The sequence below is a fragment of the Pseudomonas sp. GW821-FHT09D08 genome, from assembly GCF_059416305.1.
The window spans coordinates 1-25,943 of sequence record NZ_JBWKOX010000005.1; the positions used below are offsets into that span (position 1 = coordinate 1).

The 25,943-nt window shown below is 61.5% G+C and carries 24 protein-coding genes and 1 pseudogene; 8 read left to right on the top strand and 17 right to left on the bottom strand.

What is annotated here, in order from left to right:
* A pseudogene (locus AC07OP_RS11435) lies at positions 1 to 723 on the top strand (hypothetical protein); the annotation flags it as partial.
* 107 nt (positions 724 to 830) lie between these two features.
* Here AC07OP_RS11435 and AC07OP_RS11440 read toward each other — a convergent pair.
* Entirely contained in the window at positions 831 to 1,892 is a 1,062-nt protein-coding gene (locus AC07OP_RS11440; protein ID WP_115488802.1) for an FUSC family protein, read from the bottom strand.
* A 91-nt stretch (positions 1,893 to 1,983) separates the two neighbouring features.
* The gene (locus AC07OP_RS11445) at positions 1,984 to 3,600 is read right to left on the bottom strand and encodes an NADP-dependent glyceraldehyde-3-phosphate dehydrogenase (RefSeq protein WP_495102817.1); all 1,617 of its coding nucleotides are present in this window, start codon (positions 3,598 to 3,600) and stop codon (positions 1,984 to 1,986) included.
* 151 nt (positions 3,601 to 3,751) lie between these two features.
* Between AC07OP_RS11445 and AC07OP_RS11450 the strand changes: the two genes are divergently transcribed.
* The 3 genes from AC07OP_RS11450 to AC07OP_RS11460 all read left to right on the top strand — a co-directional run bounded on the left by AC07OP_RS11450 (position 3,752) and on the right by AC07OP_RS11460 (position 7,292).
* Entirely contained in the window at positions 3,752 to 4,615 is an 864-nt protein-coding gene (locus AC07OP_RS11450; RefSeq protein WP_065940079.1) for a Dyp-type peroxidase, read from the top strand.
* 118 nt (positions 4,616 to 4,733) lie between these two features.
* On the top strand, positions 4,734 to 6,101 hold the full coding sequence (locus tag AC07OP_RS11455; protein WP_141155383.1) for an MFS transporter: 1,368 nt from the start codon (positions 4,734 to 4,736) through the stop codon (positions 6,099 to 6,101).
* A 57-nt stretch (positions 6,102 to 6,158) separates the two neighbouring features.
* Entirely contained in the window at positions 6,159 to 7,292 is a 1,134-nt protein-coding gene (locus AC07OP_RS11460; protein ID WP_065940077.1) for an MFS transporter, read from the top strand.
* A 1-nt stretch (position 7,293) separates the two neighbouring features.
* On the opposite strand, the gene AC07OP_RS11465 is transcribed toward AC07OP_RS11460, so the two are convergent.
* Complete coding sequence (locus tag AC07OP_RS11465; RefSeq protein WP_495102818.1) at positions 7,294 to 7,815, bottom strand: DUF3087 domain-containing protein; 522 nt, start codon at positions 7,813 to 7,815, stop codon at positions 7,294 to 7,296.
* Positions 7,816 to 7,948: 133 nt separating this feature from the next.
* Between AC07OP_RS11465 and AC07OP_RS11470 the strand changes: the two genes are divergently transcribed.
* Entirely contained in the window at positions 7,949 to 8,128 is a 180-nt protein-coding gene (locus AC07OP_RS11470) for a hypothetical protein (protein WP_495102819.1), read from the top strand.
* A 12-nt stretch (positions 8,129 to 8,140) separates the two neighbouring features.
* The gene (locus tag AC07OP_RS11475) at positions 8,141 to 8,341 is read left to right on the top strand and encodes a DUF6021 family protein (RefSeq protein ID WP_495102820.1); all 201 of its coding nucleotides are present in this window, start codon (positions 8,141 to 8,143) and stop codon (positions 8,339 to 8,341) included.
* 32 nt (positions 8,342 to 8,373) lie between these two features.
* Here the strand turns inward: AC07OP_RS11475 and AC07OP_RS11480 are convergent, their stop codons facing one another.
* The gene (locus tag AC07OP_RS11480; RefSeq protein ID WP_027606320.1) at positions 8,374 to 8,610 is read right to left on the bottom strand and encodes a DUF6555 family protein; all 237 of its coding nucleotides are present in this window, start codon (positions 8,608 to 8,610) and stop codon (positions 8,374 to 8,376) included.
* A 120-nt stretch (positions 8,611 to 8,730) separates the two neighbouring features.
* On the opposite strand from AC07OP_RS11480, the gene AC07OP_RS11485 reads away from it, so the two are divergent.
* Together AC07OP_RS11485 and AC07OP_RS11490 are read left to right on the top strand one after the other, a co-directional pair.
* Positions 8,731 to 9,570, top strand: coding sequence for an arylamine N-acetyltransferase family protein (locus AC07OP_RS11485; protein ID WP_495102821.1), 840 nt, complete (start codon positions 8,731 to 8,733; stop codon positions 9,568 to 9,570).
* Positions 9,571 to 9,692: 122 nt separating this feature from the next.
* Positions 9,693 to 10,445 carry an outer membrane beta-barrel protein gene (locus AC07OP_RS11490; RefSeq protein WP_495102822.1) on the top strand — a complete coding sequence of 251 codons (753 nt, stop codon included), beginning with the start codon at positions 9,693 to 9,695 and terminating at the stop codon, positions 10,443 to 10,445.
* A gap of 125 nt (positions 10,446 to 10,570) precedes the next feature.
* On the opposite strand, the gene nuoN is transcribed toward AC07OP_RS11490, so the two are convergent.
* From nuoN to AC07OP_RS11555, 13 genes are all read right to left on the bottom strand, one after another.
* The gene (gene nuoN, locus AC07OP_RS11495; protein WP_115488810.1) at positions 10,571 to 12,034 is read right to left on the bottom strand and encodes an NADH-quinone oxidoreductase subunit NuoN; all 1,464 of its coding nucleotides are present in this window, start codon (positions 12,032 to 12,034) and stop codon (positions 10,571 to 10,573) included.
* A gap of 7 nt (positions 12,035 to 12,041) precedes the next feature.
* Positions 12,042 to 13,574 (bottom strand): NADH-quinone oxidoreductase subunit M, encoded by a 1,533-nt coding sequence (gene nuoM, locus AC07OP_RS11500; RefSeq protein ID WP_017527174.1) that lies wholly within the window; start codon positions 13,572 to 13,574, stop codon positions 12,042 to 12,044.
* A 39-nt stretch (positions 13,575 to 13,613) separates the two neighbouring features.
* Entirely contained in the window at positions 13,614 to 15,467 is a 1,854-nt protein-coding gene (gene nuoL / locus AC07OP_RS11505) for an NADH-quinone oxidoreductase subunit L (RefSeq protein ID WP_065927062.1), read from the bottom strand.
* Positions 15,464 to 15,772 carry an NADH-quinone oxidoreductase subunit NuoK gene (gene nuoK / locus AC07OP_RS11510; protein ID WP_003174727.1) on the bottom strand — a complete coding sequence of 103 codons (309 nt, stop codon included), beginning with the start codon at positions 15,770 to 15,772 and terminating at the stop codon, positions 15,464 to 15,466. The genes nuoL and nuoK overlap by 4 nt, the downstream gene beginning before the upstream one ends.
* Positions 15,773 to 15,774: 2 nt before the next feature.
* A complete protein-coding gene (gene nuoJ, locus AC07OP_RS11515; RefSeq protein WP_003174726.1) occupies positions 15,775 to 16,278 on the bottom strand; it encodes an NADH-quinone oxidoreductase subunit J in 504 nt (167 codons plus the stop codon).
* A 9-nt stretch (positions 16,279 to 16,287) separates the two neighbouring features.
* Positions 16,288 to 16,836: an NADH-quinone oxidoreductase subunit NuoI gene (gene nuoI / locus AC07OP_RS11520; protein WP_003174725.1), complete on the bottom strand. Its 549-nt coding sequence runs from the start codon at positions 16,834 to 16,836 to the stop codon at positions 16,288 to 16,290.
* 11 nt (positions 16,837 to 16,847) lie between these two features.
* Entirely contained in the window at positions 16,848 to 17,855 is a 1,008-nt protein-coding gene (gene nuoH, locus AC07OP_RS11525; protein ID WP_017137518.1) for an NADH-quinone oxidoreductase subunit NuoH, read from the bottom strand.
* Positions 17,852 to 20,566, bottom strand: a complete 2,715-nt coding sequence (gene nuoG, locus AC07OP_RS11530) for an NADH-quinone oxidoreductase subunit NuoG (RefSeq protein ID WP_495102823.1) — start codon at positions 20,564 to 20,566, stop codon at positions 17,852 to 17,854. The genes nuoH and nuoG overlap by 4 nt, the downstream gene beginning before the upstream one ends.
* A gap of 135 nt (positions 20,567 to 20,701) precedes the next feature.
* The gene (nuoF, locus tag AC07OP_RS11535; protein ID WP_027606325.1) at positions 20,702 to 22,057 is read right to left on the bottom strand and encodes an NADH-quinone oxidoreductase subunit NuoF; all 1,356 of its coding nucleotides are present in this window, start codon (positions 22,055 to 22,057) and stop codon (positions 20,702 to 20,704) included.
* Positions 22,054 to 22,551, bottom strand: coding sequence for an NADH-quinone oxidoreductase subunit NuoE (gene nuoE, locus AC07OP_RS11540; protein WP_010566874.1), 498 nt, complete (start codon positions 22,549 to 22,551; stop codon positions 22,054 to 22,056). The genes nuoF and nuoE overlap by 4 nt, the downstream gene beginning before the upstream one ends.
* 2 nt (positions 22,552 to 22,553) lie before the next feature.
* Positions 22,554 to 24,338, bottom strand: coding sequence for an NADH-quinone oxidoreductase subunit C/D (nuoC, locus tag AC07OP_RS11545; protein ID WP_027606326.1), 1,785 nt, complete (start codon positions 24,336 to 24,338; stop codon positions 22,554 to 22,556).
* 72 nt (positions 24,339 to 24,410) lie between these two features.
* Entirely contained in the window at positions 24,411 to 25,085 is a 675-nt protein-coding gene (locus AC07OP_RS11550; RefSeq protein ID WP_003174719.1) for a NuoB/complex I 20 kDa subunit family protein, read from the bottom strand.
* 10 nt (positions 25,086 to 25,095) lie between these two features.
* A complete protein-coding gene (locus AC07OP_RS11555) occupies positions 25,096 to 25,509 on the bottom strand; it encodes an NADH-quinone oxidoreductase subunit A (RefSeq protein WP_003219575.1) in 414 nt (137 codons plus the stop codon).
* Positions 25,510 to 25,943 lie beyond the last annotated feature (434 nt).

Below are 25,943 nucleotides of genomic sequence, written 5' to 3' on the forward strand. Positions count from 1 at the left end.
GGCAATGCATGGGCAGCCCTGGGGAGATGGCCTTTTATTGCTGGTGGACAACGGGTGTGGATTATCTGCAGCAGTGCAGGAGTCGCCGACCTGTATGTGCTCAATGGCGTGGCGATCACGGATACCGAAGCGGCGTACGGGTTGACGAATAAAACAGTGGTGCGCAGTTGGCTGGAGTCCGTGCCCAATAACCAACAGATCCATGTGAGGAGCCAGGTGACGCTCAATGGCAGCTTGAGCCCTGGCGATGTGATTACTTTACTGACTACGACTTACACCTTGGTGCAGCGAACCAAGTTGTCGCTTACCTGGGACTTTAATGACAATACCTTTCAGGGGTGGGTGCCACAGGGAGATTATGCTAAAGGGCAGTTAGCCGTGGGTGGTGGAGTGGTGAGTACCTATACCGGTGCAGGTCATGATTTTTACGGACTGGTCATGACGCATGTTATTCCCGTCATTGCTGGTCGTACCTATGACGTGGGTTTTTCGGTAACAGCTATTAGTAATACAGGAACCTATGGAACATATTTGCAACTCGTAGTCAATGGATCTGCTATTGGTGATACGGTAAGCACAGAAAATCAAGTTGTCTGGCGAACAGGCAGCGGTGTTTACACAGCCGTCACAACAGGGAACGTGACGTTGGGTATTTTCAATTACGTTGGTTCTCCTAGAGGAAATGATTTTGCAATGGATAACATTTGGGTAAGAGAACGATAGGTAACTGAATCCTGAACTGAGGCTGCTTGATAACCAGACGTTTTGGATTTAGAAAGCATGGCCGTCTCATTTACTGAGTCGGCCATGCTTTATTACCGCTACCTTACTCAAATCCTCCAGCGCTTCGCACTCTTCGCCAACCGCCCCCGCATCGCATCCACATTCGCCGCCAGTTGCACCGTCAACAACCGATACCCATCCAATGCGCTGTACACCGGTGCATCCAGTGAAGGCTCGCCGCCGCTGACAGTGCTGGGCCGCTCCAGCCGCTCCGTAACCCCGGACTTCAATGCCCGCGCCATGCCCACCAACTGCACGCGAATCTGCCGATGCTCGGCTTTCAACATCACTTGCATGCGCGCCATCGCCTGTTCGTCCCGCGGGTCCGGGCGGGTGTTGCCGAGAATCTCCAGGGTGCTGATGCACATGCGCAGGTGACGTTGGATCGTGTCCAGCTCGGTCATGGAGATGCGCACTTCCTTGGACACCGACGGCATCAGCGAGCGCAATTGCAGCATCGCCGCATTCAGGCGGTTGAGCAGCTTCAGGTGTTCATCGTCGGTGACCGACTGGCCATTGATGATCCGGCTGTAGATCTGGGCGCAGTCACGCAGGGCGCTGGCCAGGTTGTAGCGCCAGGAATATACGGCATACAGCGGCAGTGCGAATGAAAACGCCAACGCCAAGGCAATGCCGATCAGGATATCCACGGTGCGCCACAGCCCGTCCGACAACGGGTTGTCCCCGTGCCCCGCGACGATAAACACCGTGATCGCGGACAACAGCGCCGTGTACCCGCCCTTGCCGATGGCGTGATAGGAAAAGAACCCGCACACCACCGACATCAGCAGGTAGGTGAGCAACGGCTGGCCGACATACGCCTCCTGCACCACCAGCAGCAGACCGACGCTGGCACCGATCAGCGTGCCATAGGCACGCTCAACGGCTTTCTTGCCGATATTGCCGTGGTGTTGCAAACCGCCGATCACCACCAGCATGGTCACCGATGCCCATTCACCATGGGGCAGGTTGATACCGGTGGTCAGCAGGATCGTCGCCAGCAAGCCGATGGACACGCGCACGGCGTGGATCAGCTTGGCGTGGCGATAGCGGCGGTAGGGGTCGAGCAATGGGCGCAGCAGGCGCCGGGCGAAGAGTGGCAGGTTCATCGGTAATTAAAGTGGCCTCGGTTTTGGATATGTACACAATCCAAATGTGGGAGGGGGGCGGTCCCCTCCCACCTTGAGATCGGCATTGTGCTTAGAAGATATAGTCGGTGGTCAGGAAGCTTGAGTCACGGTTGCGCAGGATGTCGCTGACCAGCGCCTTGTTGCTCTCCTGGAATTTGGTCGCCACCAGGGTGCGGATCGAAAATACGCGCAGCGCGTCATGTACCGACAGCGTGCCCTCGGCCGAGTTCTTGCGCCCGTTGAACGGGAAGGTGTCCGGCCCGCGCTGGCACTGGGCGTTGATATTGATGCGGCCGACCTGGTTGGCGAAGGTGTCCACCAGGCGTCCGACTGCCACGGCGTTGGTGCCGAAAATACTCAATTGCTGGCCGAAGTCCGAGTCGAGTACGTACTCGATCACCGTCTCCAGATCACGGTAGGGCACGATGGGCACCACCGGGCCGAATTGTTCCTCGTGGTACACGCGCATCTGCGAGGTCACCGGGTACAGCACCGCCGGGTAGAAGAACGAACCACGGCTGACACCGCCATTGGCATTCACCACCTGGGCGCCGTGTTGTTGCGCATCGGCCACCAGCTCGTTGAGGTAATCGACTTTGCCGACTTCCGGCAGCGGCGTCAGTGAAACCCCGTCTTCCCAGGGCATGCCGGGCTTGAGGGTTTCCAGTTTGCGGTTGAATTTCTCAATGAAACTGTCGACCACGTCTTCATGCACAAACAGGATTTTCAGCGCGGTGCAACGCTGGCCGTTGAAGGACAACGAGCCGGTGACCGCTTCGCTCACTGCATTGTCCAGGTCCACCTCGGGCAACACGATGCCGGGGTTTTTCGCATCCAGGCCCAGCGCCGCACGCAAGCGGTGCGGCTTGGGGTGCAGCTTTTTCAAGTCACTGGCGGCCTTGTTGGTGCCGATAAAGGCAAAGATGTCGATCTTGCCGCTGGCCATCAACGCACTGACGGTTTCGCGGCCGCTGCCGTAGATCACGTTGATCACCCCGGCCGGGAAACTGTCGCGGAACGCCTCCAGCAACGGACGGATCAGCAGCACACCGAGTTTGGCCGGCTTGAACACCACGGTATTGCCCATGATCAGCGCCGGGATCAGCGTGGTAAACGTCTCGTTGAGCGGGTAGTTGTAGGGGCCCATGCACAGCGCCACGCCCAGGGGCACGCGGCGGATCTGCCCGAGGGTGTCCTGTTCCAACTCGAAGCGGCTGCTGCGGCGGTCGAGTTCCTTGAGGGCATTGATGGTGTCGGTGATGTAGTCGCAGGTGCGGTCGAACTCTTTCTGCGAGTCCTTGAGGTTCTTGCCGATCTCCCACATCAGCAGGGTGACCACTGCGTCGCGCTGTTCGCGCATACGTCGCAAAAACGCCTCGACGTGCTGGATACGCTCCACCACGCGCATCGTCGGCCATTCACCCTGGCCGCGATCATAAGCGCGCACGGCGGCATCGAGGGCGGTAAGGGCGGTGTCGGCGTCCAGCAACGGCGTGCTGCCGATCACCACGCGGCGGTCGCTCAATTGCACCGGGCTCTGTACCTGGGCCAAGGGGCCGTTCCACACCTGCAACTGGCCATCCACCAGGTAGTCACGCTGTTCGATGGGCGCCGCCAGGCGGTATTGCTCGGGAATATCGACGACGCTGGTGGGAAACAGCTGGGCGAGCAGGTTGCTGGTGGTCATGGCACTACCCCTGAAATAGTTGCAAAACATGACTAGAGAGTCACCCAACACAGGGCTCCATGGCAAGGCTTGTGCGCGTTGCACTGCACACCGGGGCGTGTCGCCTGCTCTTCGAGATAGTAGACTGCGCGCCTTTCTTGAAGGAGTTCACATGAGTCAGTACCAGCCGGGCATTCTTGCCGCACCGGTGCCTTTGCAGGCACGCCATCTGTTTTTTGCCGTGGACACCCTGGCAGCCGTGCCCGCTGCGCTGGACGCGCTGGTGCAGTTGACCGATTCGGCGGCAGTGGTCGGATTTGGCGAGCCGCTGGTCAACGCGCTGGGTGCAACAGTTGATGGTTTGCGCAGCTTTCCTGCCGTGAGCGCGCCGGGCGCGCACAACCCGTCCACCCAGCAGGCACTGTGGGTGTGGCTGCATGGCGTCGATCGCGGTGAGTTGCTGCTGCGCAGTCGCGCTTTCGAGAAGGCCCTGGCCCCGGCGTTTCGCCTGGTGCAGTCGACCGAAGGCTTCCGCTACAAGACCGGCTTCGACCTCACCGACTACGAAGACGGCACTGAAAACCCCCACGACGACGCCGCGGTTGAAGCCGCCTTGACCGACAGCGGTGCCAGCTTCGCCGCGATCCAGCAATGGCAGCACGACCTCGATGGCTTCGCCGCGTTGCCCGCCCAGGAGCGCGACCACATCATCGGCCGCCGCCATGGCGACAACGAAGAGTTGGAAGACGCTCCCGAATCCGCTCACACCAAACGTACCGCCCAGGAAAGCTTCACCCCGGAAGCCTTCGTGGTGCGCCGCTCCATGCCCTGGGCCGAAAATGGCCAGGCCGGGTTGATGTTCCTCGCATTCGGCCATTCCTTCGATGCGTTCGAAGCGCAACTGCGCCGCATGAGCGGGTTGGAGGACGGGATTGTCGATGGCCTGTATCGCATCAGCACGCCGTTGACCGGTGGTTACTACTGGTGTCCGCCGACCCTCGGTGGGCGCCTGGACCTGAGTGCACTGGCAGGCTGATCGCCTTTACCTGTGGCGCGTGGCTGAACATGAAAATTCGGACAGCCACGCAATCCCCCACTGAAAAAATCCCCGGCTGCCCGTAATCTAGACACCTTTGCCACTGTGCGGATTGTTCATGTCTTCTGTTGCCGATGGGCTGCCCCTCAATAAACGCCTGCCGGCCGTGATCGCGATCTCCCTGGGGATCGGCATGGCGACCCTCGACACGGCCATCGTCAATACGGCCTTGCCGACCCTGGCCGAAGGGATTGGCACCGATTCCGCCTCGGTGATCTGGGTGGTCAATGCCTACCAGTTGGCGATTATCGCCACGGTGCTGCCGTTTGCGTCCCTCAGTGATGTGCTCGGTCACCGCCGTGTGTATCTCGGCGGGTTGCTGCTGTTTATCGTCTCGTCGCTGTTTTGTGGGCTGGCCGGCTCGCTGGTGACCCTGACCGCCGCCCGTGTGGTGCAGGGGCTGGGGGCGGCGGCGATCATGAGCGTCAACACGGCGTTGCTGCGGCATATCTACCCGTCAAAAATGCTCGGGCGTGGCCTGGGCTATAACTCGCTGGTGGTGGGGCTGGCGTTTACCCTGGGGCCCACGGCGGCGTCGGCGATTCTGTCGGTGGCGACCTGGCACTGGCTGTACCTGATCAATGTGCCGTTGGGGCTGTTGGCGCTAGGATTGGGCCTGCGTTCATTGCCGACCCTGCCGATGGCCGGGCATGCCTTCGACCGCCTCGCGGCCGCGCTGTGTGCCGGGTTGTTCGCCTTGCTGGTACTGGGGCTGGGCACGGCGGTGCACGGTGCGCAGGGGGCGTTGACCCTGGGCTTGATTGCGGTGGCGCTGCTGTGTGGCGCGTTGCTGCTGCGTCGGCAGGCCGGTCACCCGGCGCCGATGCTGGCGTTGGATCTGTTCAAGCGGCCGGTGTTTGCCTTGTCTTCCCTGACGGCGATCTGCGCCTTCAGCGCCCAAGGCCTGGCCTTTGTGTCGCTGCCCTTTCTGTTGCAGGCGGTGCTGGGGCATAGCCAGGTGGAAACCGGGTTCCTGATGACGCCGTGGCCGGCGGTCGTGGCGGTGATGGCCCTGGTCGCCGGGCGCCTGGCTGACCGTGTGTCCCTGGGCCTGCTGTGCGGTATCGGGCTGTTGATGTTGAGTGTGGGCATGGCCGCGTTGGCGACCTTGGGCCACGGCGCGTCGGCTTTCGATATTGGCTGGCGCATGGCGTTGTGCGGTGCCGGTTTCGGCTTCTTCCAGTCGCCCAACCTCAAGGCCTTGATGACCAGTGCGCCGTTGGCGCGCAGTGGTGGGGCCAGCGGCATCGTGGCGATTTCGCGGTTGCTGGGGCAGACGCTGGGGGCGTCGTTGGTGGCGCTGTGTTTCCACCTGTCCCTGGGCAATGGCCCGCTGTATGCGCTGTGGCTGGGTTGCGTGTTTGCGCTGGTGGGCGCCGTGGCCAGTGGCCTGCGTTTGCTGCCCTACGGGAAAAAGCCGTTGTAAAACCAGCGGCGGGAGGGCTACCGTGGCGACCTGAATATTTCGGGATGTTTCAGATTTATGTCCAGCCTGGCCCTCCGCACTGCCGATACCCATTCCCGCCGCGCTGCGTTGACCCTGGCCTTATGCCTGCCCAGTGATGTGTTGCTCTATCTGCTGCTGCCCATGGAGTCCCAGGCCTTTGGCATCACGCTCGCCCAGGCCGGTGTATTGCTGGCGGCCAACCGGCTGGTGCGGATTTTCGGTTACCGCCATGTGCTGAATTTCTACGCGCGCAACGGCGATCGCCTGACCTGCATGATCGCCGCCGGGGCCGCAACGCTGTGCGCCCTGGGTAATTCGGTGCTGTCGGGCTTTGCTGCGTTGTTGGGGCTGCGGCTGGTATGGGGCCTGTGTTTCGCTGCGTTGAACCTGTCGACCCAGGTATTGGCCACCTCCGAGCCGGAGGGCGCCGCGCGCCGGGCCGGGCGTTCGCGGGCCCTGATCGCCTGGGGGCCGATGCTGGCGTTGCCGTTCGGTGGCTGGTTGACGCTGTGGGTCGGGCCACGTCCGATCTTCGTGATCCTCGCCGGCTGTTGCCTGGTGGGGCTGTGGATGGCGCGCGGCCTGCCCAGTGCCGGGCATGATTTGCACAGCACCCCGGGGCGCCGTTTCAAGTGGCCCGACAGCGTGGCGTTGTGGTCGTTTATCGAAGGCGTGGCGCTGGACGGACTGTTTATTTTCGGCCTGTCGATCCAGGCGCAGAAGCTGCTCGGTGGTAATGCGGTGTTGATCGCCGGCGGCTTGATGGCCCTGCGTTATGTCTCGGAAATGCTCCTGAGCCCCCTGGGAGGCCACGCAGCCCAGCGCTTTGGCGCCACCTCGATGTTGTTGCTGTTTTCGTTCCTGAGTGCCTTGGCCCTGACGGCGTTCGGCAGCTATTGGGTGATTGTCGGCGCGGCGGCGGTGTTGGTGCTGCGCGCGTTGCAACTGCCCCTGGTGACCACCCTGGTCGCCGAGCGCAACCCCGGTTCGCTGCGGGTGTCGGCCCTGGCGTCGAATGCGGTATGGCGTGACATCGGTGCGGGCCTCGGGCCACTGCTGGCAGGCCTGCTGTTGCCGGTGGCCTCGGCCCCCCTGGTGTTTGGCGTGGCGGGTGCGGCGATTGCGGTGAGTGCGTTGTTCTGCTGGCGCACCCGTGTGGCAGCAGACTGACTTACGTGCGTTTCAATCCTTCCAGCCAAGCGGGATCAAAGCGGGTTTGTTCGGTGTCGATCCCCAGTGCCTGCATCGTGTTCTTATGCGCGTCCATTTCACCGACCAACTGCGCCTGTGCACTGGAGTTGGCGTCCAGGGCGTGCATCTGCGTCAGCCCCAGGTGATAGAAGCGCAGGATCTTCATGGCCGTCGGATCATTCGCCTGCACACGCTCGGTGACGGTGTGCATCACGTTGGTCACGCGCATTAGCGTGCGCTTGAGCTGCCAGCCATACACGGCCGGTGCCAGCCACGGCTGGGTGCGGAACGGGCCGCGCAGCAGGGCGACCGTTATCAACACCCCGGCGAATACGCCACCGACATTAAAGCGGAAGTTGTCACCGCCGGGTTCGCCGAACAGCATCACCGCCAGGCTCGACAGCAGCATGGCCAGGGCCATGAACAGCACGGCCACGATCAGCGTGCTGCGGCGCGTCTGTTGGCGGTAGATGACAGGGTCGCAGGGTTTGAGCTCGAACATCCGGTCCAGGTCTCCAGGGCGGGTAGGGGAAGGCATCTTCTCATGGTCAGCGGTCAGTGGTGGGGCAATCAAGTTGAACCATGATCTGGGGCAGTTTCTCTAAACCGGTGTAGTCCCTTTGAGGTCAACCACCATGCCCGAATACAAGCAGCCACCGCCCGGTACCCCCGACCCCGATCGCACGCCCGGTGAAGAGGAGCGCGACAACGATGCCTTGCGCCCCAATGACCCGAAAGAGCGTGACGCCCAGGATGATGTGGAGCGCGTCGAAGAAGACCTGGAAAACCTCCACGACAACGCTCGCCCGCTCTAACAGGAGATCATGATGAACAAGCGCTCGGATGGACCGTCCTCCAACGAACACGCCAGCGGCAAGGATGAGCTGGGATTTGACCCGGACTCGCCCGATGTGGCTGATCCGCAGGTTGATCCCATCGGTCCGGCCATCGCCCCGCTGGATAAAAAGGCCAAGGACGACGGGAAAAAAAAGCCGCCCTACGATCCGTTGGGCGACTTGAAGAAATGAACTGAGCCCCGCCACTGAGCGGGGCTTTTTATTTATCTGGGCGGCATCCAGGTGACGTCGGTAATGCCGTACTTCTCGGCCCATGGGCGCGTGGTTTTTTTCACTTGCTCATGGCCGACCCGGCCGATACGACTGACATGCGCAATGTCAGCGTCAACGGCTGCCCAGTGCCAGGCCTCGGCGTTGTTCATCACTTCGGCACGCACCACAAAGGACTTCGGTTGACCGTGCAGTTGATAGTGGATGGTGTAGATTTTTGCGGTACTCATGTTGCCTCCCTGTCTTGTTATAGATGGAGAGGGAACGGTTTAAAAAGGTTCATTCAAAATGACAATCTGCATGCTTGCGCGGCATAGTGACGCATTGCTCCCACGCCCAAGGATCGCGCCATGACCCTCCTGAACCACAGCCGCCTGTACCTGCAACGCCTGGGTTACGATGCGCCGCCACCGCCCACCCTGCAGACCCTGCGGGATTTGCAACTGCGTCATGTGTGCACCTTCGCCTTCGAAAGCCTATCGACCCTGCTGCGCCTGCCGGTGCCGATCGACTTGCCCAGCGTCGAGCAGAAAGTCCTGTTCGATGGGCGGGGTGGGTATTGCTATGAGTTGAACCAGATGTTCCTGGCGCTGTTGCAGGAACTGGGCTTCGAGGCCCGCGGTATTACCGGGCGGGTGGTGATGGGCGGGCCCCCGGATGCACGTACGGCGCGTACCCATCGCCTGAGCCTGGTGACCCTGGACGGCGTGCGCTACATCACCGACGTCGGCTTTGGTGGCATGGTGCCCAGCAGTCCGTTGCAGTTGGACACGCAGGCCGTGCAGGCCACGGCCCATGAGCCGTATCGCCTGACTCTCAATGAACAGGAGGGCAGCTACACCTTGTGGGCCGAGGTCGCGGGGGAGTGGCGTGGCTTGTATGTCTTCGACCTGCAAGTGCAGGCCGACATCGACTACGAAATCGGTAACTGGTACGTCTCGACCCATCCGGGATCGCCGTTCCTGGGTCAATTGAAAGTCGCACGCCTGGCAGCGGGCGAACGCCACACCTTGAACAACGCCCATTATGCGATCCACTACCTGGATCGGCCGAGTGACAAGCGTGTGATCCAGAGTACCGACGAACTGCTTGACGTACTGGGCACTACCTTTGGGATTCGTGTGCCGGTCCACCCTCAGCTTGATTCAACCCTTGATGGCTTGGTAATGGCTGTACGCCAGGAGTATTGATCCAGAGCGATCGCTGAACCGTTTTACCTCCAGATGGGGGCAAATTTTTCGAACCTTTGGTGCCAATCTGGGTTCGAAGCGTTTCCTGGATAATTTGCCCACCAGACAAGGAGATGTAAACGATGTCCAAACTATTCGGAAGCTTCCTCAAAAATTCCTCACTGCTGGCGCTGGTCGCCGCGCCAGCCGTGGTGTTCGCCGCACCGTCCACTGACCCGATTTCTACCTTTGGGATCCTGGGCAGCTACAACGACTTCAAGCTCGAAGGCGGTAGTGAAAGTGATAAGGACCACATGCCCGAAGCCGGTCTTTTCTACAACTTCGGCAATAAGCTCACCGCCGAGTCGGGCTTTATCTACCAGGCAGGTGTGGAAGCCAAGTACGGTAAAAAGAGTGATAACAAACTCAAGGAAGGCCAGGCCGACTTGGATCTCGGCTGGCGTGCCGCGCTGGATGCGCGCAACTTCGTCGATGTGATCGTAGGTGGCGGTTACAGCTGGACTCGCTATGAGCTGGACTCGAACGACTACGACATGGAACTCACCAACAAGTCGCCGTTCGCCAAGGCAGCCCTGGGCTACAACCATCAGTTCGATGACATGACGCTGCGTTTCGAAGCCGGTGCGCGTCGCACCATTGACGCTCGTACGAAGCTCAAGGTGGACGGCGTGGGCAGCGACACCGTAGACCTCAAGGACCGCACCAACCCTTACGCCGAAGTCAGCCTGCTGATGAACCAGAAGGGCGACCTGCCGGTGATGGCGGGCCTTTACTACACCCGCACCGAATACAAGCTCGACGGTGATTCCGAAGTGGCCGATAACACTCGTCTCAAGCGGGATGAGTACGGGGTCAAGGTCGGTATCGCGTTCTGACGCGGTTGCAATGTAAAACGCCCCGAACATTCGGGGCGTTTTTTTTGGGCTGTTGCAGGTCAGCCCAGAACGCAAAAACGGCGCCCGAAGGCGCCGTTTCTGTTGGTTCACATACCGCTAAGGGATCAAACCCCCAGCACCGCGTGCTGCACCAGGGTGAGCAACGGTTGTGGGTACACGCCGAGGAAGAAGGCGAGCAGGGCGATAGCCAGCAGCATCACGCCACCGGCTTTCTGTTCCCAGTGCAGCTCGGCATCCACACGGCGCAGGTTTGGCTCGATCAGGTACAGGGTGACCATCACGCGCAGGTAGTAGAACACGCCGATGGCACTGCCCAGTACCAGGGACGCAACCAGCCACCACTCGTGGGCTTCGACACCGGTCGCGACGATGTAGAACTTGCCGATAAAGCCCGCGGTCAGCGGGATACCGGCCAGGGACAGCATCATCACGGTGAGTACGGCGGTCAGGTACGGACGGCGCCAGAACAGGCCGCGGTATTCGTACAGGGCGTCGGCGTCACGGCCCTTGTAAGGCGAGGACATCAGGGTGATCACGCCGAACGCGCCGAGGCTGGTGATCACGTAGGTGACCAGGTACACGCCGATGGCTTCCACGGCCAGGCCTTTGCTCGCCACCAGGGCGATCAGCAGGTAGCCGAAGTGAGCGATGGACGAGTAACCCAGCAGACGCTTGAGGTTGTTCTGGGTCAGCGCCAGCAGGTTGCCGAACAGGATCGACGCGATGGCGATCACGGTCAGTACGTGGCTCAGCACGCCGGTGTTGGCGGCAGGCGAGATCTGGAACAGACGCACCATCACCGCAAACACAGCGACCTTGGACGCGGTCGCCAGGAACGCCGCCACCGGCGCCGGGGCGCCTTCGTACACGTCCGGGGTCCACAGGTGGAACGGCACCAGCGACAGCTTGAACGCCAGGCCGATCAGCATCATCGCCAGGCCCAGTTGGGCGATCGGCGCGGGGCTGTTGGTGGCGGCCAGGGCGTGACCGATACCGGTGAAGCTCAGGCTGCCGGCTTCGGCGTAGAGCAGGGCCATGCCGAACAACAGGAACGCGGAACCGGCGGCCGACAGCACCATGTACTTGATGCCGGCTTCCAGGGAGCGCTTGTTGAAGAAGGCGTAGGCCACCAGGCCGTAGGTCGGGATCGACAGCAGTTCCAGGCCGATGAACAAGCCGGCCAGGTGCTGCGCGCTGACCAGCACGATACCGCCGGCCGCAGCCAGCAGGATCAGCAGGTACAGCTCTTCGCGGTTGCCCGGGTAGCCGGTGCCGCCTTCGCCGAGGTAGGCGTGGGCGAGGGTGACGCAGGCGAGGGTGGCGACGAGGATCAGCGCGATATACAGCAGCGCGAAGTCATCGACCATCATCAGCGGGGTCACCGCCAGTGGCGCGACCTTGAGTGCCGGGATAATCGACAGCAAGGCCAGGTTCAGACCGGCGCAGGACAGCAGGAACGTTTGTGAATGATTGCGGCGCCAGGCGATCGCCAGCATCACCACCACGATGGTGAGGCTGGTGATCAGCAGCGGCGCAAGCGCGATAAAGTGTTGGATCGTGAATTCCATAGCGCTCTTACCGGGCCGAAGCGAGTTGAGAGAAGGCGGTGCCGAACCACTGCTGCACGCCATGCATCGTCGCGGCAGAAGTGTCCAGGAACGGTTGCGGGTACACGCCGATGTAGATCAGCAATACCGCAAGGCCGAGCACCATGATCAGTTCGCGAGCATCCATCCCCTTGAGGACGGTGTCGGACTTGGCCGGGCCGAAGTAGGCGCGGTGGATCATGATCAGCGAGTAGACCGAACCGAATACCAGGCCGGAGGTAGCAATGGCGCTGATCCACGGCGTTTGCACGAAGGCCCCCATCAGGATCAGGAACTCGCCGATGAAGTTACCGGTACCCGGCAAGCCCAGGGACGCGGCAGCGAAGAACAGGCTGATCGCCGGCAGGTACGCAATGCGCGACCACACGCCGCCCATCTCGCGCATGTCACGGGTGTGCAGACGCTCGTACAGCTGGCCACTCAGGATAAAGAGTGCGGCGGCCGAGACACCGTGGGCCAACATCTGGATCACTGCACCTTGCAACGCCAGCTGGCTGCCGGAGTAGATGCCGATCAGTACGAAGCCCATGTGGGAAACGGACGAGAAGGCAATCAGACGCTTGATGTCGGTTTGCGCGAACGCCAGGAACGCACCGTAGAAGATCCCGATCAGACCGAGGGTCATGGCAATCGGCGCGAACTCGGCCGAGGCGTTCGGGAACAGCGGCAGGGCGAAACGCAGCAGGCCGTAGGCCGCCGTCTTCAGCAGGATACCGGCCAGGTCCACGGAACCGGCGGTCGGCGCCTGGGCGTGAGCGTCAGGCAGCCAGGAATGGAACGGCACCACCGGCAGCTTCACCGCGAAGGCGATGAAGAAGCCCAGCATCAGGATGTACTCGGTGGTCAGGGACATCTTGGTTTTCAACAGGTCGGCGTAGTTGAAGGTAATCACGCCAGTCGAGTTGAAGTTGACCAGTACCAGGCCCAGGATCGCCACCAACATGATCAGGCCGGAAGCCTGGGTGAAGATGAAGAACTTGGTCGCCGCGTAGATCCGGGTTTTCTTGCCGTCCGAAGAACTGTGACCCCAGAGCGCGATGAGGAAGTACATCGGCACCAGCATCATTTCCCAGAAGAAGAAGAACATGAACAGGTCGAGGGCGAGGAACACGCCGACGACACCGCCCAGGATCCACATCAGGTTCAGGTGGAAGAAGCCCACGTGACGCTGGATCTCTTTCCAGGAGCAGAGTACCGAGAGGATACCCAGCAGGCCGGTCAGCAGGATCATCAACAGCGACAGGCCGTCGAGGGCCAGGTGCACGTTGATGCCGAAGCGCTGGATCCACACGTGCTTGAATTCAAGCGCGAACGTCGGATCGACACCCGGTGCCGGAGCGAATGAATAGTCGCCATGGGCCCACAGCCAGAGGCCGAGTGCGAGTTCCAGGGACATGGTCAGCAACGCAATCCAGCGGGGGAGGGTGGCGCCGAAGCGTTCACCCATCCAGCAGAGCAGGCCGCCGATAAAGGGGATCAGGATTAGCCAGGGCAGAATCATGACGGGCTCGTTTCCTTTCGCAAGTTCGCAAAGTTCATATCAGACCGCTACCACAACGATGGCGCCGATCACCAGCACGGCACCGGCCGCCATGGAAGCCGCATACCAACGCAACTGGCCGGTCTCGGTACGGCTCAGGGCGGTGTGACCGCCTTTGGCCGCGCGCGGGATCAAACCGATGGTCTGGTCGAGCGGGTCTTTACGCAGTACATGACTGATGGCCAGGTAGGGCTTGACGAACAGTTTGTCGTAGAGCCAGTCGAAGCCCCAGGCGGCGAACCACCAGGCCGAGAGGAAACGGCCGATGCCACTGTTGGCCACGGCGGTCACGAAGCGACGCTTGCCGAGGAACAGCAGGGCCGCCAGCAGGATACCGGCAATGGCAATGGCACCCGAGGCGATTTCCAGGCTGTGCTTGGCGGCGCCGCCGGCATGACCGGCGCTTTCCGGCAGCACACCGGCCAGTGGCGGGGTGATCAGCGCGCCGATGAAGGTCGACAGGATGATCAGCACCGACAGTGGCAGCCAGTGGGAGATGCCATGGCCTGCGTGGGCTTCGGTCTTGGCTTCACCGTGGAAGGTGATGAAGATCAGGCGGAAGGTGTACAGCGAGGTCATGAACGCACCCACCAGGCCTGCGTACAGCAGGTTCTGGTTACCGCTGGCAAAGGCTTCCCAGAGGATTTCGTCCTTGGAGTAGAAACCGGCGGTCACCAGCGGCAGGGCGGCCAGGGCGGCACCACCGACGATGAAGCTGGCGTAGGCCAGTGGCAGTTTCTTCCACAGGCCGCCCATCTTGAAGATGTTCTGCTCGTGGTGGCAGGCCACGATCACCGCACCGGAGGCCAGGAACAGCAGGGCCTTGAAGAAGGCGTGGGTCATCAGGTGGAAGATCGCCGCGTCCCAGGCGCCGACGCCCAGGGCCAGGAACATGTAGCCGATCTGGCTCATGGTCGAGTAGGCGAGGATCCGCTTGATGTCGGTCTGCACCAGCGCGGCGAAGCCGGCCAGTACCAGGGTCACGCCGCCGACGATGCCCACCAGGTGCAGGATGTCCGGCGCCAGGGTGAACAGGCCGTGGGTACGGGCGATCAGGTAGACACCGGCGGTCACCATGGTTGCGGCGTGGATCAGTGCCGACACCGGGGTAGGACCGGCCATCGCATCCGCCAGCCAGGTCTGCAGCGGCAGTTGCGCGGATTTACCCACGGCGCCGCCCAGCAGCATCAGGGTCGCCAGGGTGATCCAGAAGTCGCCGACCTGGAATTTCTGCGGTGCCAGCACCAGCAGTTCCTGGATGTTCAGCGTGCCCACCTGTTGGAACAGGATGAACAGGCCGATGGCCATGAACACGTCGCCGATGCGGGTGACGATAAATGCCTTGAGTGCCGCGTTACCGTTGTTGCGGTTGCTGTAGTAGAAACCGATCAACAGGTACGAGCACAGGCCCACGCCTTCCCAACCGAAGTACAGGAACAACAGGTTATCGCCGAGCACCAGGAACAGCATGCTGGCGATAAACAGGTTGGTGTACGAGAAGAAGCGCGAGTAGCCCGCTTCACCGCGCATGTACCAGGACGCGAACAGGTGGATCAGGAAGCCCACGCCCACCACCACGCCGAGCATGGTGATCGACAGGCCATCGACGTAGAGGGCGAAGTTGGGCTTGAAGCCCTCCACCGACATCCACTGCCACAGCACCAGGGTGTAGTGGCCGCCTTCCGGCGGTGCCACGTTGAATTGCCAGATGACGTAGGCGGCAACGATAGCCGACAGGCCAATGGAGCCCACACCGATCAGGGCCGAAAGGTTTTCCGACCAGCGTCCGCGAGAGAACGACAGCAGCAGGAAACCGATCAGGGGAAATACGAAAGTCAGAAAGATCATGTTCATCCGCGCATCTCACTGGCAGCGTCGATATCAAGCGTGTGGAAGCGACGATACAGTTGCAGCAGGATCGCCAGGCCGATACTGGCCTCGGCGGCTGCCAGGCTGATCACCAGGATGAACATGACTTGTCCATCCGGCTGGCCCCAACGTGCACCTGCAACGATGAACGCCAGTGCCGCAGCGTTCATCATGATTTCCAGGCTCATCAACACGAACAGAATGTTACGGCGAACCATCAGGCCGACCAGGCCAAGGCAGAACAGGATGCCGGCGACCGCCAGACCATGCTCCAAAGGGATAGCAGGCATCGTCATTGCTCCTTGGCTTCGTTGCGGCCCAAGTGGAAGGCAGTGATGGCTGCGGCGAGCAGCAGCATCGACGCCAGTTCGACCACCAGCAGGTACGGGCCGAACAGGCTGATGCCCACGGCTTTCGCGTCCACGGTGGTATGGCCGATGGCCTGGCCGCTCTGGTGAGCGAACAGCACATACAGCAGTTCACCCAGCAGCAGCGCTGCGAGGACAACCGGGCCGAGCCAGATGCCGGGCTTGAGCCAGACGCGTTCCTGGGCGACCGAGGCCGGCCCGAGATTGAGCATCATCACCACAAACACGAACAGCACCATGATGGCACCGGCGTAGGCGATCACTTCCAGCACACCGGCGAACGGTGCCCCGAGGCTGAAGAAGGTCATGGCCACGGCGATCAGCGAAATGATCAGGTAGAGCAGGGCGTGCACGGGGTTGGTGTTGGTGATCACGCGAAGCGTGGACACAACCGCGATACCCGATGCGAAATAGAAAGCGAATTCCATCTTTCTTCCTTAAGGCAGCAAGCTCTTCACGTTGATCGGCTCGGCTTCGTTTTGTGCGGCGCCTTTCGGCTTACCGGCAACGGCCATACCTGCAACACGATAGAAGTTGTAATCAGGGTTTTTACCGGGACCAGAGATCAGCAGATCTTCTTTCTCGTACACCAGGTCCTGACGTTTGAACTCGGCCATCTCGAAATCCGGTGTGAGCTGGATCGCGGTGGTCGGGCAAGCTTCCTCGCAGAGGCCGCAGAAAATGCAGCGCGAGAAGTTGATGCGGAAGAAGTCCGGGTACCAGCGACCGTCTTCGGTTTCAGCTTTCTGCAGGGAGATACAACCCACCGGGCACGCCACGGCGCACAGGTTGCAGGCCACGCAACGCTCTTCGCCATCGGGGTCGCGGGTCAGCACGATGCGGCCGCGATAGCGCGGCGGCAGGTACACCGCTTCTTCCGGGTATTGCAGGGTGTCGCGTTTGCGAAAGCCATGGCCGAAAACCATCACCAGGCTTCGCAACTGGGTACCGGTACCCTTAACGATGTCGCCAATATATTTGAACATGGGTCAAATCCTCACTGAACCGCGCCCGCTGGCGTGTTCAACAACACAACGGCAGCAGTCACCAGCAAATTGATCAGGGTCAGCGGCAGGCAGAAGCGCCAGCTGAAATCCATCACCTGGTCGTATCGTGGACGCGGAATGGAAGCGCGCAGCAGGATAAACAGCATGATGAAGAACGCGGTCTTCAGGAAGAACCAGAAGAACGCCAGCTGCGGCAGGATGCCGAACGGACCGTGCCAGCCGCCGAAGAACAGCGTGACCAGCAGGGCCGAGATCAAGATGATGCCGATGTATTCACCGACGAAGAACATGCCCCATTTCATGCCGGCGTATTCAATGTGGTAGCCGTCGGCCAGTTCCTGTTCCGCTTCCGGTTGGTCGAACGGGTGACGGTGAGTCACGGCGACGCCGGCGATGAAGAAGGTACAGAAGCCGAAGAACTGCGGAATGATGAACCACAGGTTCTGCGCCTGGTACTCGACGATGTCGCGCATGTTGAACGAGCCGACCTGCACCACGATGCCCATCAGCGCGAGGCCCATGAACACTTCGTAGGACACGGTCTGGGCCGAGGCCCGCAAGCTGCCCAGCAGGGCGAACTTGTTGTTGCTCGACCAGCCGGCGAACAGCACCGCGTAGACCGACAGGCCGGCCATGGCGAAGAAGAACAGCAGGCCGATGTTCAGGTCCGCCACGCCCCAGGTCGGGGTGATCGGGATGATCGCGAAGGCGATCAGCAAGGCGCTCATGGCCACGACCGGCGCCAGGGTGAAGATCACCTTGTCGGCAAACGGCGGGGTCCAGTCTTCCTTGAAGAACATCTTCAGCATGTCGGCGGCGATCTGGAACATACCGAACGGGCCAACGCGGTTCGGACCGTAACGGTCCTGCCACCAGCCCAGCAGGCGACGTTCGACGAAGCTGAGCAGGGCGCCCGCGACGACCACGGCCAACAGGATCACGATGGCCTTGACGACCGAGATGATCACGTCGATCACTTCAGGGGTGAACCAGGTCATTGCGCTGCCTCCTGCAGACCGTCAACGGTTTTGCCGAAGATCGCAGGCGGGATGCCGGCGACGCCTTTAGGCAGGGCAACCAGGCCGGCACCCAGCTCTTCGTTGATGCGCAGCGGCAGACGCAGGGTCTGGCCGGCCACGGTCACGCTGAGCAGGGCGCCGTCGTTGACGCCCAGGCGGTCGGCTTCGGACTTGGCCACGGACACATAGGCCACGGGAATGCGCTCTTGTACCGGCGCGGCCTTGGAAGAGGTTTCTTCGCTGCCGAACAGGTGGAAGAACGGCACAACCTGCCAGGTGCCCTGGGCCGGGTTGAACGGACGCGGCACCGCAGCGAACCAGTTCAGCGCGTCGCCCTGGGGTTCGATCAGGCGGGTGCCCGGGTCGCCGGCGCGGATGTGACCACCGACTTCGTCCTGGAACTTGTTCCAGGCCTGTGGCGAGTTCCAGCCCGGCGACCAGGCAAACGGCACCTGCTGACGTGGCTCGACCGAACCCGAGTAACCTTCCATGGAGAAGGCGAACGCGGTGTCGTTGTCTTGCGGGGTACGCGGTTCGTGCACGCTGATGTCGGCGCGCATGGCGGTACGACCGGAATAACGCAGCGGCTCACGGGCGAGCTTCATGCCCTTGATGCGGAACGCGGCGGACGGTGCGGCGTCGACGATACGCGCCAGCTGCGGCGCGCTCGCGGCGGCTGCGGCGGTGACGTGGTCGAGCTGGGTCCAGTCGATCGGCTGGTTCAGCAGGGTCGCGCGCAGGGCATGCAGCCAGCGCCAGCCTTCGTGAACCAGGATGCTGGCGTCCATGTACTTCGGATCGAACACCTGGAAGAAGCGCTGGGCACGACCTTCCTGGCTGACCAGGGTGCCGTCGCCTTCGGCGAAGGTGGCGGCCGGCAGGACCAGGTCGGCGCGATCGCTGGTGGCGGTCTTCTGGTGGTCGGCGACGATCAGGACCTTGGCGGCGTTCAGCGCAGCGTCAACCTTGGCGGCGTCGGTGCGGGTGTACAGGTCGTTTTCCAGCACCACGATCGCATCGGCAGTGCCGTCGATCACGGTTTGCAGGGCGGCATCCAAGGACTCGCCGCCGAGCATGGCCAGGCCGAGGCTGTTGGCTTCCGGCACCACCAGGCTGATGGAGCCGTTCTTGTCGCGCAGCTTCAAGGCTTTGGCGATGTTGGCGGCGGCTTCGATCAAGGCCTTGGAACCCAGCGAGGTACCGGCAATGATCAATGGACGCTTGGCTGCCAGCAGGGCGTCGGCAATACGCTGGGCCAGTTCGGCGGCTTCAGTGTCGAGGCCTTCGACTGCCGGCGCGCTGGCGTCGAGGGCGTGGGCCACGGCGAAACCGATGCGGGCCAGGTCGTCCGGTGCGGCGTGGACGCATTCTTCGGCGATGTCGTCGAGCTTGGTTTCCGCCAGGCTGGCGATAAACAGCGGGTTCAGCGCGTGCTGGCCGATGTTTTTCACCGCAGCGTCGAGCCAAGGCTGGACGCGCATGACGTCGGCCATGTCTTCCGCCTTGCCTTTGACCGATTGACGCAGGGACAGCGCGATGCGCGCGGCGGTCTGGGTCAGGTCTTCACCGAGCACGAAGATGGCGTCGTGGTCTTCGATGTCGCGCATGTTCGGCACCGGCAGCGGGCTGTCGTTCAGCACCTGCAGGACCAGGCGGATGCGCTCAAGCTCACCGGCTTCGATACCGGAGTAGAAGTGCTCGGCACCCACCAGCTCGCGCAACGCGTAGTTGCTTTCGAGGCTGGCGCGGGGCGAGCCGATACCGACGATGTTACGGCCGCGCAGCAGGTCGGCGGCTTTGTCCAGCGCCGCGTCCAGGCTCAGCTTGGCGCCATCGGCCAGCAGTGGCTGGCGTGGACGGTCTTCGCGGTTGACGTAGCCATAGCCGAAACGACCACGGTCGCACAGGAAGTACTGGTTGACCGAACCGTTGAAGCGGTTTTCGATGCGACGCAGTTCGCCGTAGCGCTCGCCCGGGGAGATGTTGCAACCGCTCGAGCAGCCATGGCAGATGCTTGGCGAGAACTGCATGTCCCACTTGCGGTTGTAGCGCTCGGAGTGGGTCTTGTCGGTGAACACACCGGTCGGGCAGACCTCGGTGAGGTTGCCGGAGAACTCGCTTTCGAGCACGCCGTCTTCAACGCGACCGAAGTACACGTTGTCGTGGGCGCCGAATACGCCGAGGTCGGTGCCGCCGGCGTAGTCCTTATAGAAGCGTACGCAGCGGTAGCAGGCGATGCAGCGGTTCATTTCGTGGGAAATGAACGGGCCCAGCTGCTGGTTCTGGTGGGTACGCTTGGTGAAGCGATAGCGGCGCTCGTTGTGGCCGGTCATCACCGTCATGTCTTGCAGGTGGCAGTGACCGCCTTCCTCACAGACCGGGCAGTCGTGGGGGTGGTTGGTCATCAGCCATTCGACAACGCTGGCGCGGAACGCCTTGGACTCTTCATCGTCGATGGAGATCCAGGTGTTGTCGGTGGCTGGGGTCATGCAGGACATGACGATACGACCACGGGTGTCGTTTTCGTCGGTGTACTGCTTGACCGCACACTGGCGACAGGCACCGACGCTACCAAGCGCGGGGTGCCAGCAGAAATACGGGATATCGAGGCCGAGCGACAGACACGCCTGTAACAGGTTGTCCGCCCCATCGACTTCGAGCGCTTTGCCGTCTACGTGGATAGTGGCCATGGTTCAAAGTTCTTCGTTGGCCCGTTGTCAGCGGGCGTGGCTAATGGAATCTTGTTATTCATGTGCATCTACACAGCCTTCACGGCGTCAGCACATGAGCAGGCGAAGGGCACGGACCCTTCGCCTGTTTAAGCGTTACGCGCCGACTACGATCGGCCTTGCCAGAGGCGGGACGGCGGCGCTGGTGGGCGCGATGCCGGCTTCGAACTCCGAGCGGAAGTATTTGATTGCGCTGCCCAATGGCTCCACGGCACCCGGTGCGTGAGCACAGAAGGTCTTGCCTGGGCCGAGGAAGCCGACCAGGCCCAGCAGGGTTTCGATATCACCCTCGCGGCCTTCGCCATTTTCCAGGGCCATCAGCAGCTTCACGCTCCACGGCAGGCCGTCGCGGCATGGGGTGCAGAAGCCGCAGGATTCACGGGCAAAGAACTGCTCCATGTTGCGCAGCAGCGAGACCATGTTCACGGTGTTGTCCACCGCCATCGCCAGGCCGGTACCCATCCGGGTGCCCACCTTGCCGATGCCGCCGGCATACATCTGTGCGTCGAGGTGCTCGGGGAGCAGGAAGCCGGTGCCGGCGCCGCCTGGCTGCCAGGCCTTGAGGGTGTAGCCGTCGCGCATGCCGCCGGCGTAGTCCTCGAACAGCTCGCGGGCGGTCACGCCGAACGGCAGCTCCCACAGGCCAGGGTTCTTGACCTTGCCGGAGAAGCCCATGAGCTTGGTGCCCATGTCTTCGCTGCCTTCGCGGGCCAACGATTTGTACCAGTCCACGCCGTCGGCGATGATCGCCGGCACGTTGCACAGGGTCTCGACGTTGTTCACGCAGGTCGGCTTGCCCCACACGCCCACGGCGGCAGGGAAGGGCGGCTTGGAGCGCGGGTTGGCGCGGCGGCCTTCGAGGGAGTTGATCAGTGCGGTTTCTTCACCGCAGATGTAACGCCCGGCGCCGGTGTGCACGAACAGTTCGAAGTCAAAGCCCGAACCGAGGATGTTCTTGCCCAGCAGGCCTGCGGCCTTGGCTTCTGCCACGGCACGGTTGAGGTGCTTGGCGGCGGTGGTGTATTCGCCGCGCAGGAAGATGTAGCCACGGTAGGTTTTCAGCGCGCGGGCGCTGATCAGCATGCCTTCGATCAGCAGATGGGGCAGTTGCTCCATCAGCATGCGGTCTTTCCAGGTGTTGGGTTCCATTTCATCCGCGTTGCACAGCAGGTAGCGGATGTTGATGGATTCGTCTTTGGGCATCAGGCCCCACTTCACGCCCGTGGGGAAGCCTGCACCGCCGCGACCCTTGAGGCCGGCGTCCTTCACGGTCTGGACGATGTCGTCCTGGGCCATGTCGGCGAAGGCCTTGCGCGCAGCGGCGTAGCCGTTCTTGGCCTGGTACTCGTCGAGCCATACCGGCTCGCCGTCGTCACGCAGGCGCCAGGTCAGCGGGTGGGTCTCGGCCGAACGCTTGATCAGGTTGGCCGGGCCGAAGGAAGTCAGGGTCATGGGTAGCCCTCGAGCAATTGGGTCACGCCAGCAGGCTGCACGTCACCGAATGTGTCGTCGTCGATCATCAACGCCGGCGCCTTGTCGCAGTTGCCCAGGCAGCACACCGGCAGCAGCGTGAAGCGGCCGTCCGGGGTGGTCTGGCCGAGGCCGATGCCCAGCTTGGCCTGGATCTCGCTGACCACCGACTCGTGGCCACCGATGTAGCAGACCATGCTGTCGCACACGCGAATGATGTGGCGGCCGACCGGCTGGCGGAAGATCTGGCTGTAGAACGTCGCCACGCCTTCAACGTCGCTGGCGGGGATGCCGAGGATCTCGCCGATGGCGTAGAGGGCGCCGTCCGGCACCCAGCCACGTTCCTTCTGGACGATCTTCAAGGCTTCGATCGACGCCGCGCGCGGGTCTTCGTAGTGATGCAGCTCGTGCTCGATGGCCGAGCGCTCGGTTTCACTCAAGGTGAAACGGTCTGTCTGGATAAGCGTGCTGTTCATGCTTAGCGGTCCACGTCGGCCATAACGAAATCGATACTACCCAGGTACGCAATCAAGTCCGCGACCATCTCGCCTTTGATCACCGAAGGGATCTGCTGCAAGTGGGCGAAGCTTGGGGTACGAATCCGGGTGCGGTAGCTCATGGTGCCGCCATCGCTCGTCAGGTAATAACTGTTGATACCCTTGGTCGCTTCGATCATCTGGAAGGATTCGTTGGCCGGCATTACCGGGCCCCACGAAACCTGCAGGAAGTGCGTGATCAGGGTTTCGATGTGCTGCAGCGTGCGCTCTTTCGGCGGCGGCGTGGTCAGCGGGTGATCCGCCTTGTACGGGCCGGCCGGCATGTTGCGCATGCACTGCTCGATGATCTTCAGGCTCTGGCGCATTTCTTCGACGCGCACGATGCAACGGTCGTAGGCATCGCCATTGGCCGCCAGGGGGACTTCGAACTCGAAGTTCTCGTAGCCGGAATAAGGGCGCGCTTTACGCAGGTCGAAGTCGCAACCGGTGGAACGCAGGCCGGCACCGGTGACGCCCCATTCCAGGGCTTCCTTGGTGTTGTACTGGGCGACGCCGATGGTACGGCCCTTGAGGATGCTGTTATCCAACGCAGCCTTCTGGTATTCGTCCAGGCGCTTGGGCATCCAGTCGATGAATTCCTTGACCAGGCGTTCCCAGCCATTCGGCAGGTCGTGGGCGACGCCGCCGATGCGGTACCAGGCCGGGTGCAGGCGGAAACCGGTGATGGCTTCGATGACCTTGTAGGCGCGCTGACGGTCGGTGAAGGTGAAGAACACCGGGGTCATGGCGCCGACGTCCTGGATATAGGTACCCAGGAACAGCAGGTGGCTGGTGATCCGGAAGAACTCGGCCATCATGATGCGGATGGTGTCGACGCGGTCCGGGACCTTGATGCCGGCCAGCTTCTCGACCGAGAGCACGTACGGCAGGTTGTTCATCACGCCGCCGAGGTAGTCGATACGGTCGGTGTACGGGATGAAGCTGTGCCACGACTGACGCTCGGCCATCTTCTCGGCACCACGGTGGTGGTAGCCGATGTCCGGTACGCAGTCGACGATTTCTTCGCCGTCCAGTTGCAGGATGATGCGGAAGGCACCGTGGGCCGAAGGGTGGTTCGGGCCCAGGTTGAGGAACATGTAGTCCTCGTTGGTGCCGGATCGCTTCATGCCCCAGTCTTCCGGACGGAAGCGCGCGGCCTCTTCTTCAAGCTGCTGCTTGGCGAGGTTGAGGCTGAACGGGTCGAATTCGGTGGCGCGGGCAGGGAAGTCCTTGCGCAGCGGGTGACCTTCCCACGTTGGCGGCATCATGATGCGCGTCAGGTGCGGGTGGCCCGGGAAGTCGATACCGAACATGTCCCAGACTTCGCGCTCGTACCAGCTGGCGTTTGGCCAGATACCGGTCACGGTCGGCACGCTCAGGTCGCTCTCGGACAGTGCGACCTTGATCATCACGTCGCTGTTACGTTCCAGCGACATCAGGTGATAGAACACGGTGAAATCGGCGCCGCTCGGCAGACCCTGGCGCTTGGTGCGCAGGCGCTCGTCCACGCCATGCAGGTCATAGAGCATGACGTACGGCTTGGGCAGGTTGCGCAGGAAGGTCAGGACTTCGACGAGCCTGGCGCGCGCCACCCACAGCACCGGCATACCGGTGCGTGTGGCCTGGGCGGTGAAGGCGTCAGGGCCAAAACGGTTGTTGAGTTCGACGACCACATCCTGGTCGTCTGCCTTATAAGGCGGGATGTACAGAGCACTGCCTGTAGTCATGGTTTTTTATCGCTTTCGGTCAACGTAAAGAATGAAGCCAGGTTTTCGTTCTATAAAAGAAGCGGGGCTGGATCAGACTTCGTCGGGGCTGCGCAGGTTGGTGACTGCGATTCGCTGTTCGCGGCGCTGTTCCTTTTGCGACGGCATCTCGGCGCGGTACACGCCTTGATCGCCGACGACCCAGGAAAGCGGGCGACGCTCCTTGCCAATCGATTCCTGCAACAGCATCAAGCCTTGCAGGAATGCTTCGGGGCGGGGCGGGCAGCCAGGCACGTAGACGTCCACGGGCAGGAACTTGTCCACCCCCTGAACCACGGAGTAGATGTCGTACATGCCACCGGAGTTGGCGCACGAACCCATGGAGATAACCCACTTTGGCTCGAGCATTTGCTCGTAGAGACGCTGAATGATCGGCGCCATCTTGATAAAGCAGGTACCGGCGATAACCATGAAATCCGCCTGGCGCGGTGATGCCCGGATAACTTCGGCGCCAAAGCGCGCGATGTCGTGGGGCGCCGTGAAGGCGGTGGTCATTTCCACGTAGCAGCACGAAAGGCCGAAGTTGTACGGCCACAGGGAGTTCTTACGTCCCCAGTTGACCGCGCCACTCAGCACGTCTTCGAGCTTGCCCATGTAGATGTTCTTGTGGACTTGGTCTTCTAACGGATCGGAAACGGTTTCCCGTTCGCCGATGGGGTACTGCTCGTTAGGAGCATCCGGGTCGATCCTGGTGAGATTGTATTGCATCGCCAAAGCCTCATTGTTTCAGCTTCGCTTGCCGCTTACGACGAGCTTCCGGAGCCCAGTCAAGGGCGCCCACTCGAAATAGGTAGACAAGGCCTGCCAACAGAATTGCTATGAAAACGAGGGCTTCGACGAATCCGGTCCAGCCGCTTTCGCGGACGGACACAGACCAGGCAAAGAGAAAGAGGGCTTCGATGTCGAAGATCACGAAGAGCATCGCGACCAGATAGAATTTGGCTGAGAGCCGCAAGCGGGCGCCACCTGTAGGCAGCATGCCGGATTCGAACGGTTCATTCTTGCTGCGGCCCCAGGCTTTTGACCCGAGGAGGCTGGACACACCGAGCATGAAGGCGCAAAGGCCGACAACACCGAGGAGGAAAATGGCAAAGCCCCAGTTGTGGGCCATGAGTCCTGTCGCTTCGGTCATGCTGGAAATCCTTAACAGAGAGCAAAGGTCTCTGAGCTCGAAAAAGTAACGATGCAGTGACGATATGTCGCACTGCAATCAATCGCGGTGATTTTATGGCTAAACACCGGGCAAGTAAAATTCCTAGGGCGAAATTATTCGATGGAATAAGCACATAGTGCACCTTCTTGGGGCTGTAGCCCTTGCGGGGCGGGCATTAGCGGGCATTTGATCAAATGTGTTTTGTTTAACCTGTAACGAAGTTTTTAGGTTCTAAATGATAATGAATATTGTTTGCGTGGGGTTTAAGCGATTGTTTCTCATACAGCGGAGTAAGTTGCCGTTACTTGCCTGATTAGCGCGAGTTGTTGGAGCGGATCTTTTAACTGATTTATCTGCTGCGAATACCGCTCTGGATCAAGGTTTTGTACAAAATCTTCAGGTTGCGAGCGTTC

Excerpts from the sequence above, each read along its gene's own strand:
- AC07OP_RS11440 (WP_115488802.1), bottom strand. The coding sequence starts at position 1,892 with ATGAACCTGCCACTCTTCGCCCGGCGCCTGCTGCGCCCATTGCTCGAC.
- AC07OP_RS11445 (WP_495102817.1), bottom strand. The coding sequence starts at position 3,600 with ATGACCACCAGCAACCTGCTCGCCCAGCTGTTTCCCACCAGCGTCGTC.
- AC07OP_RS11450 (WP_065940079.1), top strand. The coding sequence starts at position 3,752 with ATGAGTCAGTACCAGCCGGGCATTCTTGCCGCACCGGTGCCTTTGCAG.
- AC07OP_RS11455 (WP_141155383.1), top strand. The coding sequence starts at position 4,734 with ATGTCTTCTGTTGCCGATGGGCTGCCCCTCAATAAACGCCTGCCGGCC.
- AC07OP_RS11460 (WP_065940077.1), top strand. The coding sequence starts at position 6,159 with ATGTCCAGCCTGGCCCTCCGCACTGCCGATACCCATTCCCGCCGCGCT.
- AC07OP_RS11465 (WP_495102818.1), bottom strand. The coding sequence starts at position 7,815 with ATGTTCGAGCTCAAACCCTGCGACCCTGTCATCTACCGCCAACAGACG.
- AC07OP_RS11470 (WP_495102819.1), top strand. The coding sequence starts at position 7,949 with ATGCCCGAATACAAGCAGCCACCGCCCGGTACCCCCGACCCCGATCGC.
- AC07OP_RS11475 (WP_495102820.1), top strand. The coding sequence starts at position 8,141 with ATGAACAAGCGCTCGGATGGACCGTCCTCCAACGAACACGCCAGCGGC.
- AC07OP_RS11480 (WP_027606320.1), bottom strand. The coding sequence starts at position 8,610 with ATGAGTACCGCAAAAATCTACACCATCCACTATCAACTGCACGGTCAA.
- AC07OP_RS11485 (WP_495102821.1), top strand. The coding sequence starts at position 8,731 with ATGACCCTCCTGAACCACAGCCGCCTGTACCTGCAACGCCTGGGTTAC.
- AC07OP_RS11490 (WP_495102822.1), top strand. The coding sequence starts at position 9,693 with ATGTCCAAACTATTCGGAAGCTTCCTCAAAAATTCCTCACTGCTGGCG.
- nuoN (WP_115488810.1), bottom strand. The coding sequence starts at position 12,034 with ATGGAATTCACGATCCAACACTTTATCGCGCTTGCGCCGCTGCTGATC.
- nuoM (WP_017527174.1), bottom strand. The coding sequence starts at position 13,574 with ATGATTCTGCCCTGGCTAATCCTGATCCCCTTTATCGGCGGCCTGCTC.
- nuoL (WP_065927062.1), bottom strand. The coding sequence starts at position 15,467 with ATGAACATGATCTTTCTGACTTTCGTATTTCCCCTGATCGGTTTCCTG.
- nuoK (WP_003174727.1), bottom strand. The coding sequence starts at position 15,772 with ATGCCTGCTATCCCTTTGGAGCATGGTCTGGCGGTCGCCGGCATCCTG.
- nuoJ (WP_003174726.1), bottom strand. The coding sequence starts at position 16,278 with ATGGAATTCGCTTTCTATTTCGCATCGGGTATCGCGGTTGTGTCCACG.
- nuoI (WP_003174725.1), bottom strand. The coding sequence starts at position 16,836 with ATGTTCAAATATATTGGCGACATCGTTAAGGGTACCGGTACCCAGTTG.
- nuoH (WP_017137518.1), bottom strand. The coding sequence starts at position 17,855 with ATGACCTGGTTCACCCCTGAAGTGATCGACGTGATCATCTCGGTCGTC.
- nuoG (WP_495102823.1), bottom strand. The coding sequence starts at position 20,566 with ATGGCCACTATCCACGTAGACGGCAAAGCGCTCGAAGTCGATGGGGCG.
- nuoF (WP_027606325.1), bottom strand. The coding sequence starts at position 22,057 with ATGACCCTGACTTCCTTCGGCCCGGCCAACCTGATCAAGCGTTCGGCC.
- nuoE (WP_010566874.1), bottom strand. The coding sequence starts at position 22,551 with ATGAACAGCACGCTTATCCAGACAGACCGTTTCACCTTGAGTGAAACC.
- nuoC (WP_027606326.1), bottom strand. The coding sequence starts at position 24,338 with ATGACTACAGGCAGTGCTCTGTACATCCCGCCTTATAAGGCAGACGAC.
- AC07OP_RS11550 (WP_003174719.1), bottom strand. The coding sequence starts at position 25,085 with ATGCAATACAATCTCACCAGGATCGACCCGGATGCTCCTAACGAGCAG.
- AC07OP_RS11555 (WP_003219575.1), bottom strand. The coding sequence starts at position 25,509 with ATGACCGAAGCGACAGGACTCATGGCCCACAACTGGGGCTTTGCCATT.